General features: G+C 34.1%; 11 protein-coding genes. All 11 read right to left on the reverse strand.

Going from position 1 to position 13657, the window contains the following annotated elements:
• Window positions 1-76: 76 nt before the first annotated feature.
• The 11 genes from tig to AC5LXI_RS13895 all read right to left on the reverse strand — a co-directional run bounded on the left by tig (window position 77) and on the right by AC5LXI_RS13895 (window position 13418).
• Complete coding sequence (gene tig / locus AC5LXI_RS13845; RefSeq protein ID WP_493442863.1) at window positions 77-1378, reverse strand: trigger factor; 1302 nt, start codon at window positions 1376-1378, stop codon at window positions 77-79.
• Window positions 1379-1483: 105 nt separating this feature from the next.
• Window positions 1484-2512: a UDP-3-O-(3-hydroxymyristoyl)glucosamine N-acyltransferase gene (gene lpxD / locus AC5LXI_RS13850; RefSeq protein WP_493442864.1), complete on the reverse strand. Its 1029-nt coding sequence runs from the start codon at window positions 2510-2512 to the stop codon at window positions 1484-1486.
• Complete coding sequence (locus tag AC5LXI_RS13855; protein WP_493442865.1) at window positions 2512-3000, reverse strand: OmpH/Skp family outer membrane protein; 489 nt, start codon at window positions 2998-3000, stop codon at window positions 2512-2514. The genes lpxD and AC5LXI_RS13855 overlap by 1 nt, the downstream gene beginning before the upstream one ends.
• Before the next feature lie 41 nt (window positions 3001-3041).
• A complete protein-coding gene (gene bamA, locus AC5LXI_RS13860) occupies window positions 3042-5465 on the reverse strand; it encodes an outer membrane protein assembly factor BamA (protein WP_493442866.1) in 2424 nt (807 codons plus the stop codon).
• A gap of 25 nt (window positions 5466-5490) precedes the next feature.
• A complete protein-coding gene (rseP, locus tag AC5LXI_RS13865) occupies window positions 5491-6810 on the reverse strand; it encodes an RIP metalloprotease RseP (RefSeq protein ID WP_493442867.1) in 1320 nt (439 codons plus the stop codon).
• 14 nt (window positions 6811-6824) lie between these two features.
• Window positions 6825-7661 (reverse strand): phosphatidate cytidylyltransferase, encoded by an 837-nt coding sequence (locus AC5LXI_RS13870; RefSeq protein ID WP_493442868.1) that lies wholly within the window; start codon window positions 7659-7661, stop codon window positions 6825-6827.
• On the reverse strand, window positions 7655-8380 hold the full coding sequence (gene uppS, locus AC5LXI_RS13875) for an undecaprenyl pyrophosphate synthase (protein WP_493442869.1): 726 nt from the start codon (window positions 8378-8380) through the stop codon (window positions 7655-7657). The genes AC5LXI_RS13870 and uppS overlap by 7 nt, the downstream gene beginning before the upstream one ends.
• 55 nt (window positions 8381-8435) lie before the next feature.
• Window positions 8436-9068, reverse strand: coding sequence for a cAMP-activated global transcriptional regulator CRP (gene crp / locus AC5LXI_RS13880; protein WP_493444317.1), 633 nt, complete (start codon window positions 9066-9068; stop codon window positions 8436-8438).
• A gap of 84 nt (window positions 9069-9152) precedes the next feature.
• Window positions 9153-9359 carry a YheU family protein gene (locus AC5LXI_RS13885; protein ID WP_493442870.1) on the reverse strand — a complete coding sequence of 69 codons (207 nt, stop codon included), beginning with the start codon at window positions 9357-9359 and terminating at the stop codon, window positions 9153-9155.
• A 123-nt stretch (window positions 9360-9482) separates the two neighbouring features.
• Complete coding sequence (locus AC5LXI_RS13890; protein ID WP_493442871.1) at window positions 9483-10610, reverse strand: hypothetical protein; 1128 nt, start codon at window positions 10608-10610, stop codon at window positions 9483-9485.
• A gap of 123 nt (window positions 10611-10733) precedes the next feature.
• Window positions 10734-13418 carry an inverse autotransporter beta domain-containing protein gene (locus AC5LXI_RS13895; protein ID WP_493442872.1) on the reverse strand — a complete coding sequence of 895 codons (2685 nt, stop codon included), beginning with the start codon at window positions 13416-13418 and terminating at the stop codon, window positions 10734-10736.
• Between the last annotated feature and the right edge of the window lie 239 nt (window positions 13419-13657).

Below are 13657 nucleotides of genomic sequence, written 5' to 3' on the forward strand. Positions count from 1 at the left end.
TTAAACAAAATAGCCCAAACAATTGATCCTTATTTGGGCTTATAATGAATTTTAATTAAATCAATTGACAAATTGCTTAAGCAACTTGTTGATTCATTAATTCTGAAAATGAATAAGTTTTATCTGTCACTTTCGCACTAGCTAATAATAAATCAACAACTTGATCTTCCAGTGCAACAGAACGAATATTATCCATTGCTTTCTTATCTTTACGATAATAATCAACCACCTCTTTAGGATCTTCATAAGCGGTCGCAATTTCATCAATTAAAGATTGTACTTTTGCTTCATCAGCCTTTAATTTGTTACTTTCAATAATTTCACTAAATAAAAGTCCAACCAATACTCGACGTTTAGCTTCTGCTTCAAACAACTCTTTAGGAAGATCCATAGATTGCTTAACATTACCACCAAAACGAGTTACAGCTTGTTGACGTAACACATCAACTTCACGATCAACTAAAGCGGTTGGAACATCAACGTCATTATTTTTTACTAATCCATCTATTACTTGTGTTTTGATTTTATTGCGTATTGTAGCATTTAGTTCACGTTGCATATTTTTGCGTACTTCTGCTCGCAGACTTGCAACCGTTCCATCTGCAATACCAAATCTTTTAACCACTTCTTCAGTAAGTTCTGGTAATTCAAGCTCTTCAACTTTTTTAAGTGTAGCTGAAAATACAGCTGGTTTACCTTTTAAATTCTCAGCATGATAATCTTCTGGGAATGTGACATTAATATCAAATTCATCTCCAGCTTTGTGACCAATAATAGCGTCTTCAAAACCAGGGATCATGCGGCCTTGTCCTAAGACAAGAGCAAAATCATCAGCTTTACCACCTTCAAATTCAGCACCATCAACTTTACCTAAAAAGTCAAGTATGACACGATTTTGTTCTTTTGCCACTTGTTCAACTAACTTCCAAGAGCCTTGTTGCTTACGTAAAGTTTCAATCATTGTTTCAACATCGGCATCGACAATTTCAGCAACAGGTTTCTCGACTTCTATTTTGTCTAAATCCTTAATTTTAATTTCAGGATAAACTTCAAATTCAACAGTAAAAGTATAATCTTCTCCACTTTTATATTCTTTTGGAGTATATACTGGTGCACCTGCTGGATTTAATTTTTCTTGAATAATTGCGTCGACAAAATTACGTTGCATTAAATCGCTTAAAGCATCTTGTAAAATAGAAGCTCCATATCGTTGTTCAACAATTTTTAAAGGTACTTTTCCTTTACGGAATCCATCAATACGGACTTTTTTTGCTGTATTAATAAGTTCTTTATCAATTGCTTTCGTAATATCTTCAGATTTAATTGTAATTGATAAACGACGACCTAAACCTTCTGTTGTTTCTACCGAAACTTGCATCTTTATACCTCGGAATTATTGAATATATTTGCTCATCATTTTGAATTGATTAATTGAGCAAATTAAATTTACAAAATAGGGAAGCATTATACCGACCGTAATCGCCTACGTCGAGACATTTAATAGCTTCTTCTCAAGCGCTTTCAAGCGCTTATTCATTTCATCAATATGTAATACTAATGAAGCGGTTTTGCGCCATACTTTATTTTGTTGCAACGGAATACCCGACGAGTATACCCCTGGTTCGGTAATTGGCCTCATAACCATACCCATTCCAGTTACTGTTACTTGATCACAGATTTCCATATGTCCGTTAATAACGCTTGCACCACCAATTAGGCAATGGCGTCCGATCTTTAAACTACCCGCCATAATAACACCACCGGCAACCGCAGTATGATCACCGATAACGTCATTGTGTGCAATTTGACATTGATTATCAATAATAACACCATTACCGATGACAGTATCATCTAAGGCACCACGGTCAATTGTTGTTGAAGCACCAATTTCAACATTATTACCAATTATTACTCGCCCTAACTGAGGGATTTTTATCCATTTCCCTTTATCATTAGCATAACCAAATCCATCTGCGCCTATTACTGTACCTGATTGAATCAAACAGTTTTCGCCAATAACGCAATTATGGTAAATAGATACATTGGACCATATTTTTGTACCCGCCCCGATTGTTGTATTTTTTCCAACAAAACAGCCAGCACCAATACAACAGTTATTGCCAAGAATTACACCGCTTTCTATAACCGCATTTGGACCTATTGATACATTTTGTCCAAGCTGTGCAGTTGAATCAATCACTGCAGAGTTTGCGATATCTTTAGCTGGTAACGGTGTAGTATCTAAAAGTTGTGTTAATCTAGCATAAGTAAGATAAGGATCTTTGACAACTAAAGCAGACCCATTCCAATATTTAAGGCTCTCTTCTGTTAAAACAACAGCTGAGGCGTGACATGCTGATAAATTGCTTTGGAATTTTTTGTCCGATAAAAAAGTGATTTGACCTTTTACTGCACTTTTCATTGATGCTATGCCAGTGATGGTTAATTTTCCATCACCATATAACATAGCACCAAGCTTTTCAGCCAATTGCTCTAAACGAAAAGCAAACATTATTTTTTAACCTTTTCTAGAACTTTATCGGTGATATCAACTGCATCAGAAGCATATAAAACCGTATCTACTCTTAAAATAAGATCATATTTTTCTTCGGCAACAATTGCTCTAACTGCTTCTTGGATTTTGGTTAAGAGTTTACTTGCTTCTTTAGTTTCACTTTCACGATATTCATTTGCAAAAGCGGCTGCTTTATTCTGGAAATCAGTAATAGTTTTATTTAATTCTTTTTTTTCAGAAGATGATAAAGTTAGCCCTTCTTTTTTTAAACGTGCTGCAGCAGCATTAGCCACCTTATCTTCTTTTTCAAGTTCTTTTGCTCGTGCTTCAAATTTTTGGTTTAATTCTTTACTAATAGCTTCTCGTTCTGGCATACGATCCATTACATATTTTACATCAATAATACCAATTTTAACTTCAGCGTTTGCAAAACCAGTAAAAAATAGAGCAATACTGATACCAACAACAAATATAATTTTTTTCACTTTATTCACCTATGTGTATTTTAGTTATTCACAACTTGGTATTACCATGTTGAACCTATATTAAATTGAAACTGTTGCGCGGAATCACCGTTATACTTTTTAAATGGTTGCGCATAAGAAAATACCAGTGGTCCTAATGGTGACATCCATTGGACAGCGAGGCCAGCTGACATTCTAATATCAGATGGAGAGCTATAATCAGGAATATTGTTACCTTTTAGATCCCATTTTGTATCCCAAACCGTCCCAGCATCAAAGAAAACTGAAGTCCTAATACTATCTGCATATTTTTCACTAGCAAATGGTGTTGGAACTATAAGTTCAGTACTTCCGAAGGCTAATGCATTACCACCTATTGCATCTTTAGATCTAGTACATTGAGCTGAATCTTCTAAGGTTCTACATCCGGTTTTATTAAAATATACCGCTTTAGGGCCGACAGTATTTGCTTTAAAACCACGTAATACTGTTGAACCACCTGCATAGAAATTTTCATAGAATGGTAATTCTTTTCCGCCAAATCCACCACCATAACCTAATCGACCACGAGCTAACAATACCCATTTATGGTCGCTATCAATCGGATAATAATAGGAAGCATCACTGACCATTTTATAAAATCTATTATCAAATATTGGCGTTGTTGCTTTTAAATTAGCGGTTAATTTTAAACCATCTGTTGGGAAGAAACCACGATCTAATGTGTTATATGTCCAATAGGCATTCAACAGCAAATCATTGGTATCATATGAATAAGATTTATCTTTATCTCTCATATTTTCACCCATAGAATGAAAATAGCGCCACATATTATACTGCGGTTGCATATCAGTTAATTTATGATTAGCGTATTCAGCACCAAAACGAACAAAGTTATTTTCACTTATCGGGAAGCCGAGGTTAGCATTAGCCCCCCAAGTTTTACTAGAGTATTCTGATTCGTCATCATCACTATCAGTTTTATAAGTATTGTAGTAAACACTACCACCTAAACTAACGCCATCGACGGTAAAATAAGGATCAACGATCGAAATAGAAGCAGTTTTATCATTACTAGTGGTATTAATATCAAATGAAACGCTATTACCCGTTCCTAACCAGTTATCTTGAGAAATACCGGCATTAAAACTTACACCACTATCTGAACCAATACCAATACCAAATTTAATACTACCCGTATTACGTTCGGCTACTTTATAAATGATATCAACTTGATCATCTACGCCTGGAACTCGTTCAGTATTTGCTTCTACAGTATCAAAAAATCCAAGTCGATTTAAACGATCTTTACCAAGTTCAACTAAGCCATTACTTAACCATGAACCTTCCATTTGGCGAAGTTCACGACGAACTACACTTTCACTCGTAATTGTATTACCGACAATTTTAATATTACGTACGTAGAAACGTTGACCTACATCAACTAATACGACTAATTTAACGGTATGTGATGAGTCATCCATTTCGGGTTGAATAGAAACTTGAGGATAAGCATAACCAAAATTAGCAAGCAAACGTTTGATATTATCTTCAATATCAGTTATTTTTTTACCATTATAAAGTTCACCCACGGTAAGCTTTTGTTTGGCTATTTTTTGTATTTCATCCTCATGTCCAGCAAAGTTACCTTTAAAATCAAAATCAGATAACTTATATTGTTCACCTTCATGAATATTAATGGTGACATAAATGCCTTTTTTATCTGGTGTTAAACTAACTTGAGTTGACTCAATATTAAAACGAGCGTAGCCTCGATTCAAATAAAAACTCTGCAACTCATCCAAATCCGATGCCAATTTCTGTTTTTGATACTTACGATCGCCGAGCATATTCCACCAAGGCACTTCATCACGCAAGGAAAAACGTGATATAAGCTGTTCAGATGAAAACGCTTTCGCGCCAACTATATTGATTTGATCGATTAAGGCCGACTTACCTTCAGCAATAACTAATTTTAAATCAACACGGTTACGAGATAACGGTGTTACAACTGCTTTAATTTGAGCATTATATTTGCCAACACTATAATAAAAATCTTCTAATCCTTTCTCGATTCCTGAAAGCATTGTACGATCTAATGCATCACCTTCTCGAATGCCTGTACTATCTAAATTTTTCTTCAACATATCATCTTTAACGGACTTATTGCCAGAAAAAGTAATACTTGCAATTGTTGGACGTTCTTGAACATGGATAATTAATCTATCTCCATCACGAGATACAGTAATATCATCAAAATTACCGCTGGCGTAAAGTGATTTGATAATGCGACCTAAATCAGCTTCATTCACATAATCACCAACTTGAACTGGCATTTCAAGCATTGCTGCACCAACTGTGACTCGCTGCAAACCTTCAAACTTGATATCTTTAACCACAAAATCGTCAACACAAAATGCATTGGAACTATATACTGCTGTGGTACTAAACAGCAAAGATGCTATAAGTAATTTATTTATTTTCATCGTATATGTTTATAACCTCATCCCATTACAATCGTAAAATATCATTAAATAGTGCAATTCCCATTATTACCATTAATAAAACAAATCCGACACGAAAAAAACGATCTTGTGCTTTACTTGATAAGGCTTTTCCTTTCATCATTTCAAAAAATAAAAAAAGCAACTGTCCGCCATCTAACATTGGTAATGGAACAAGATTGATAACACCTAAACTTATACTAATAAAAGCTAAAAAATATAAGTAAGGTGTAAATCCATAACTTGCTGTTTGCCCCGCGCTTTTCGCTATAGTAATTGGGCCTGATAAATGTTTTAGACCAATCACCCCTGTTACTAACTGATAAAGAGAACGAACAGTTAACTTTGCTGTTAACATTGTTTGTTTCACTGCTTTATCGAATCCATTAAAGAAATTATATTGCTTAATTATTGCATTTGATGTTGGGAAAAAACCTGCAACACCTTCTCCATTTTTATTTCTTGTTGGCTTGAGTGTCAGTTCAACTTCTTTATTGTTTCTATTTACCCTGATTTTTATAATCGCAGCATTTTTTATTGTATTAGTAAAATCATCCCAATTTTGATAAAGATGATCATTATAACTAACAATTTTATCACCAACTTGTAATCCTGCTTGGGCAGCTGCTGAATCAGAAACAATTTTATTCACAATTGGATAAATTTCCAATTTTTTAGGCTCGAATCCAAATGCAGTAATGGGGGATTCCTTTTCTATGTCAAAATACCAATTACTAATGTTAACATTTCTATCTATTTCTTGTGGTTTATTAGTAACCGAATTATCTATATAGGTAATATTAATATTACTTTTTCCTAAAGCAGAAACCAATGCTACATTTACATCATTCCAATTATCTATTTTCGCATTATCTATCATCTTTAACTCTGCATCGGCCGGTATATTTATAGATGCTGCTGGTGTTGAAGGTATAATGCTATTTATTTTAACGGGATAATCAACTACCCCCATCAAAAAAATAATCCAATAAATAATTAAAGCTAAAATAAAATTGGCAAATGGCCCTGCAAAGATAATTGCGGCCCTTTGCCAAATCCGCTTTTTATCAAAGGCCAGTTTTTCTAGATCGGAGGATAATTTACTAGCCCTGCTATTTAGCATTCTAACATATCCTCCAAGTGGAATCATAGCGATAACTAACTCTGTTCCATTTGAAAAACTATGCGACCATATTTTTTTTCCAAACCCAATTGAAAAACACTCTACATGCACTTTACATAACCGTGCGACAAAAAAATGCCCAAACTCATGTACAGTAACTAATATACTAATAGTAATAATAAATAACAACAGTGACCAAAGCAAAGTAAGTAGCCTTATTAGAATAAATGCAAAGATAATACAGTAAAAATAGGAACTGCAGCTGTTAAACTATCAATACGATCTAAAATACCACCGTGCCCAGGGATAAGATTGCCACTATCTTTAATGCCTGCTTCACGTTTAAACATACTTTCAGTCAGATCACCTAATACCGATACCAAAATAGCCAATAGCGAACTACATGAAAACTTAATAAAACTAACATTAAAATAACCAGTTAAGTAAACTGTCATACAAACTAAGATTGCTAAACAAACACCACCGATAAAGCCTTCTACTGTTTTTCCTGGCGAGACTTTTGCTGCCAATTTCCGTTTTCCAATAGCCCGCCCTGTAAAATAAGCACCAGTATCGGTTGACCATATTAACACAAATACATAAAGCAACCAAACAGCGCCAGTGTAACTATCAACACTATAATTGATAGAACGTAATTCAAGCATACCTATAAAGAAAGGCACTATGGTAAAAAAAGCAAACAATAACTTAATTGATGGTGATTTAGCCCAATATTTCGCAGAATTAGGATAACTAATAACTAAAAATAAAGCGACTAACCACCAAATAATAGATAAGCAAATTATCAAAGCAAATAAGTTACTTTTTATTGATGATTCAATCAGGTAAAGTAAACCTAGAAAAACAATGCTTAAAACCATAAAGATAGCTTTCTGAGCTTTTTTTTCTAAACCTAAAAAGCTACCCCATTCCCATGCAGCCAATGCACAAACAACAATAATTAAATAAGAAAAAATGGACAATGGTGCAAAAAATAGTGCAATAATAACAAGAGGAATAAGTGCGATGGCAGTTAAAATACGCTGAATTAGCATGAAAGATCCTCATTTAGAACGTCACCAAAACGCCGTTCTCTAGTGTTAAAAATATTTATCGCTTCATCAAATGATGCTTGATTAAAATCAGGCCACAATGTGTCCGTAAAATACAATTCTGCATATGCACATTGCCATAATAAAAAATTACTTATTCGATATTCACCGCCAGTGCGAATAACTAATTCAACCTCAGGTAAATCATTCATACAAATCACTGAACCAAAATAATCTTCATTGATGTCCTGTAATGTTATTTTACCATCTAAAGCTTGAGAAGCTATTTTTTTAGCTGATTGAACAATATCCCAACGACCGCCATAGTTAGCGGCAATATTCAAGATAAGGCCGGTATTATTTTCAGTTAAGTGTTGAGCTTTAATAATAAGATTTTGAAGGTTTGGATTAAATTTTGAAATATCACCAATAATATTTAATCGAACATTATTTTTATTTAAATTCTTAACTTCACGATTTAAAGCATAAATAAAAAGTGAAATTAATGCAGTAACTTCATTAGCAGGGCGCTTCCAATTTTCACTACTGAAAGCGTATAAGGTCAGCACTTTTATATCTCGCTTTGCAGCATGTGTGACAATTTTACGCACCGCTTTTAAACCAGCTCGATGACCAGTAGCTCGTAATTGATTTCGTTGTTTAGCCCATCGACCATTACCATCCATAATAATCGCCACATGATTTGGAATATATTGTGTCATTTATAATCTCGTCATATCTCGATCATATTAATGATAATTTCGATAATTCGATAAATCAACGGGTACCATAAACAACAATCGTTTTCCCATGTGCCGAAATTAAGTGTTGATCTTCAAGCATTTTTAAAATTCTTCCAACAGTTTCACGTGAACAGCCTACAATTTGACCAATTTCTTGGCGGGTTATTTTTATTTGCATCCCATCAGGATGAGTCATCGCATCAGGTTGTTTGGTCAAATTCAATAATGTTTGTGCAATTCGACCAGCTACATCTAAAAAAGCCAAATTACTTACTTTTTCTGATGTAACTTGTAATCGACTCGCCATTTGGCTAGCTAGCCTCATCAAGATATCTGGATTGACTTGCACAAGTTGCTTAAATTTTTTGTATGAAATTTCGGCTACTTCACAACTTGTCTTCGCTTTAACCCAAGCACTACGTTCGGTACCCTCCTTGAAAAGGCCCAATTCACCTAGAAATTGATTTTGATTTAAATAAGACAAAATCATTTCATTACCTTCATCATCTTTAATTAATACCGCTACAGATCCTTTTAAAATATAATAGAGAGTTTCAGCTTTTTCACCTTGATGAATAAGAGTACTTTTAACTGGATATTTATGAATATGACAATGAGATAAAAACCATTCCAATGTTGTATCTGATTGCTGTTTCCCAATCATTATTTCTTTTCTCCATTAAAGATACTACGATAACACTATAGCAAAGATGTGCAACAAATCATATACCCGCTAAAACGATTTTAATCATTATTTAATATATTTAATATCTATTGTTTCATGCACCTCGGACCAATAAATCGCAGCGGAACCATTTATTAAATGAAATTTTACATCATTTACTTTTTCTTCAAGTGATTTTTCCCGTTCTCCATAATCGGTTCCTTCCCTTAAAACAAAGTATTCTATTAGATTATTTAACGTATCAGGATCAAGCGTTTGCCAAGGAATAATCATGATTGTATTTACTGAGTTAACTTGTCTTAATTTATTGTAGCAATTAAGTTATAAGAAATGCATACTAAATAATTAAAAAACCACTCAATTGAGTGGTTTTAATTAGTTTCGTTAAATAATTAATTATTTTTTTGTTGCTGTGACATTAAGTTGGAAACCTTGAATACCAGCTTTATAACCCGCCCCACCATTTAGAGAACTATAAGCTGAGTTATTTGGACCTAATTCAAATGTACCATGTCCCTTTCCATTAGGATCTGCCAGTTCACCTGCTAATTTAGTAGAGTCTTCAGTTGCTGTTGTTTCAGTTACTTTAGCACTATCTCCAAAAGCTGAACCACTTACATACCATATAAATTTGTAAGAATTTGATAAATCTGCATCTCCGCTGTCAAAGTGAGGTGATGAAGAAGTATTTGATGAGTCATTTTTCAGCCATAAAACAGCGGCTAATTTATCACCATATTTTGGCGTTGCTGCATCACCTGATGCCGAACCTGGATCAGCAAGATTTACAGCATAGTCAATAGCACCCGTAGCATTATATTTAAAGATACCTAACTTCATCAAGTGTTCATCTACAATAGGACCGCTTGGAAGACTTTTAGGGTCTTCTCCACCTTGACCACCAGGACCGTCATCATTCGAACCAATGATTGTACCAATTTGGCTATCATCATCAGGTAATTTCCCAGTAATTCCAGGAGGATTTGTTGGGGTACCAGCATTCCAAATATTAGCTACTGTCAACCATCTATTTTCTCTTGGGGCGCCATATGTAGTGATTTCTTGAAGTTGGAAACCAATTTTTTCAGCACCAGCCATATCCGATGTGATTTTGAAGGAAATATGCCCGTCTTCACCTTCGTATTTTGCTTTTAAGTCCCCTTCTGGGAAGGTTACAATCTTCCAACCATCAGCACCTACTTTTTTCATAAAAACTTTTAATGTTCCTAGTACACTGTTGTCGCTATCTGTATCCCCATCGGTATCACTTAAACGATAGTAGATATGAATATAATTACCAACTTCAGGAGATGAGCCCTCAGTTAGAAATGTATTCCCTTCACTATCAGAAGTGATATGAACTGTGAACCGACCCTCAACATTATTTTTAGAATAAATAACTGGCGCATTACCGACTATCGTATTTGATGTAACTGCTTGATTATCTGCTGCATATGCACTACTTGCTGCATAACCAGCTAAAAGCAGACCTAATGCTACTTTTTTCATTGAAAGAATTTTCATGTTTAATTTCCCATTTTTTAGTAAATTAATCTGTTGCATTTATATAAAAGCAACTTTTTATTGGTTTTACTTTTTAATCACCTTCATTCTATTCTCATTAGATCAAAGGTGATTAAAATTCTTTTAATTTATTGAAACTTGTAGTTTAAATCCTTGGTCACCTGCACATGCTACTGGTGATGCAGTTTGTGCGCTAAGATCTAGATACTTAGGTGCACCATCTATACCTGAAAGGCTTGTACCAGAAGTTGCCAAACTATCTACGTTATTTTTGATAGTGTAAGACGCATTTGGTCCCATACTTACGTTAAACCATGGACCATCAGGATTATCAGTATGGGTTGGTAACGTAGTCATTGCACTTCCCGGGCAAGCTGTCCCATTAGAACCAACTAATGACCAAATAACGAACGGGTTTACAAGTTCGACAGTTTCTGCATCATCCTCATAAGCTACTACTGAATATTCAGTTCCTACCTTCCACTCAGTTATATTAGGTTCAAATACAAGTGAATTTCCAACTTGTTTAGCAATAAGAGTTCCATCATTTCGATAGACTTTAATAAAACGAGCTTGATCTAGACCACCGCTAAAATCAACTGAAGCTTGATTAAAAGAGGTACCATAACCATCTAATTTAATGGAAAAATCAACTATTCCATTAAAGTTTGAAGCAACATCCATAGTATAAGTATCACCAATAACCGTCGTTCCAGCTCCTGTTGAGGCATTTGAAGATATATCTGCACCCATTTTAACTTTTTCAAAAGACTTAACAATGATACAACGATTTGATGTAGGGCATCTTCTTACATTACCTGAAGTTCCATCAATTAAATCAACATTTCTACCATTACTAGTAGCAGTCCATAAATCAGTAACCGAGGATTTAAAAGAACTATCTATCTTATCCATTAATAATTGATCACTAAAACCTTCATAACCATCACCAAAATCTCCACTACCAGTCGATGCTACTGGAGTAACTAAACTTGCTAATAATGTTACTGAACTCATACCATCAGCAACATTTTGTATAGAAGATGACGGATTATTTGAACTATCAATCGCCCAAACACCGATTTTACGAATATCTAAGTTAGGTAAAACTTCAAAGGAAACCGAATTAGATGTTGCTGATTTACCTTTACTATCAGTAACCGTAACAGCCAGAGTATAAATACCATTAGTACTAGTAGGTTGTCTGTTACCATTTCTATCCACATATTTTGGCGCGACGATTTTCCAATTTTTCACATCAGCCGGAGGTGTTAGCCATGATGAACTAGTACATGTCCCAATAGAAGAACATAAGAAACCTTCAGCAAGATCTATTTCTTGCATGTTGCCTGACCAAGCTACACTTGATACACCTTTTACATTGCGAAGTCCTATACTTAGATCATGAATTGAACCTTCAACTAATTGGAGTGATTCTAAACCTAAATCTACAGTCATTCGTTTTTCTTTATATTCAAGAACGATATAATTATTTCTATCAACTAAATCATATCGACTACCTTTAAGAGAACGAGCTGCTTGAACCATATCCGGATCTAACTGATCTTTTAACGGTGTTCCAATACGATAATTCATGGTTAATTCAGCTGATGTAGCTTTCTGACTATCTTGTCCGCGTTTATGTTGAGCTTTAATTGTGAATAAAGGAACTGGAGTATAGTCTAATCCAACGGTCACCGCTCTAGGATCTTTTTGTAAATTATCTTTACCAAATAAAGCAACTTTATCACCATAGTATTGTTCATACATAAGTGAACCACCTAAATGAGGATATTGAGGTAAATAACCTTGAAAACGAACATCAAATCCTCTTGCAGCTCGTTCTAAATAATCATCAAAATCTTTTGAATCTTTCCAATCAGATAATGGATGGTAATAGTTAACTGCAAACTTCATGTAATCAGTCCAAGCTTCAGCACCTAAACCTAAACGATTATGTGAGCGCTGGAAGTCATGATCAAGGAAGGCGTTATATCCTAATAACCATTTATTATCGGCAACGTCCCAACGTTGTCCAATACCAAAGTTCCCGATATGACGATTATGTTCATATTCTTGGAATGACAACTGGCTAAATATCAATGTACTTTCTGTATCAATCCAAGGACTAAATAATTTAACATTAACATTATTAAAATCGCCTTTATCACTCAAATCAAATTGTAATTGCGCAGTACCAAAACGGCCTAAGAAATCTTGAGCAGCACCACGAACTGGATTTATGACTTGAGAATGAATACTATTGCGAACATAATTTTCAGCATAATCTTTACCTTTGTTTTTCAAATGGCCAGAAATACCACCATTATCCGCTGATGTAATACTTTTCCAATCTTGAGTTGCGAGAGTTTGCAGGGCATTAGCTACTTGACTAGCTAACGCACTTTTATCTTGTTTTACATCATAATTATCATCAGAGCCTAACGTAGGTAAATTTGAATATTTATCTTTTTTGTCATTTTTTTTAGTTATCGCAGGTAATAAAGGTGAGTTCTCAGGCAAAACTAAATGCTCATCAACTTCAACCATATCCTTTTTATCAAAACGACCTTGATTCATTTCGCGTAATTCAGAAATTGAAACATTACTTAACAACGCAATCTGGTACAAACTACGTTTTTGGTTATTAATCATTTCTCGAACTTTATTACCATTTTTTAGTACAATAACATTATTACTATCAACTGTATTTGATGATTGTTGAGTATCAGTTGCATAAGCAGAATTCCAACTTAATGTAGTTATTACAAATGCTGAGATAACTCTTAACTTAAGATTCTTTCTCACCTTAGTCATTCCTTATATTTCACCAATAAAATTTACAAAAGGCTCATAATTATCCAATTAATAGTTTTAATTATGCCTTTAAAAGGTTAAGTGTGATTTGTATTAAAAATTAAAATTTCTTTACAAAACCTCTAAACGTAAAAAGATTTTATTACATAAATGTAATTTATCAAAATGTTTTATTATTTTTTTTGATATCTTTTTGTAAAGACAATTTTTTTTATTATTTATCAGTTGTT

The sequence above is a fragment of the Gilliamella sp. LMG 34361 genome, assembly GCF_984569075.1.

Excerpts from the sequence above, each read along its gene's own strand:
- lpxD (WP_493442864.1), bottom strand. The coding sequence starts at position 2,512 with ATGTTTGCTTTTCGTTTAGAGCAATTGGCTGAAAAGCTTGGTGCTATG.
- AC5LXI_RS13890 (WP_493442871.1), bottom strand. The coding sequence starts at position 10,610 with ATGAAAATTCTTTCAATGAAAAAAGTAGCATTAGGTCTGCTTTTAGCT.
- bamA (WP_493442866.1), bottom strand. The coding sequence starts at position 5,465 with ATGAAAATAAATAAATTACTTATAGCATCTTTGCTGTTTAGTACCACA.
- uppS (WP_493442869.1), bottom strand. The coding sequence starts at position 8,380 with ATGACACAATATATTCCAAATCATGTGGCGATTATTATGGATGGTAAT.
- AC5LXI_RS13870 (WP_493442868.1), bottom strand. The coding sequence starts at position 7,661 with ATGCTAATTCAGCGTATTTTAACTGCCATCGCACTTATTCCTCTTGTT.
- tig (WP_493442863.1), bottom strand. The coding sequence starts at position 1,378 with ATGCAAGTTTCGGTAGAAACAACAGAAGGTTTAGGTCGTCGTTTATCA.
- AC5LXI_RS13885 (WP_493442870.1), bottom strand. The coding sequence starts at position 9,359 with ATGATTATTCCTTGGCAAACGCTTGATCCTGATACGTTAAATAATCTA.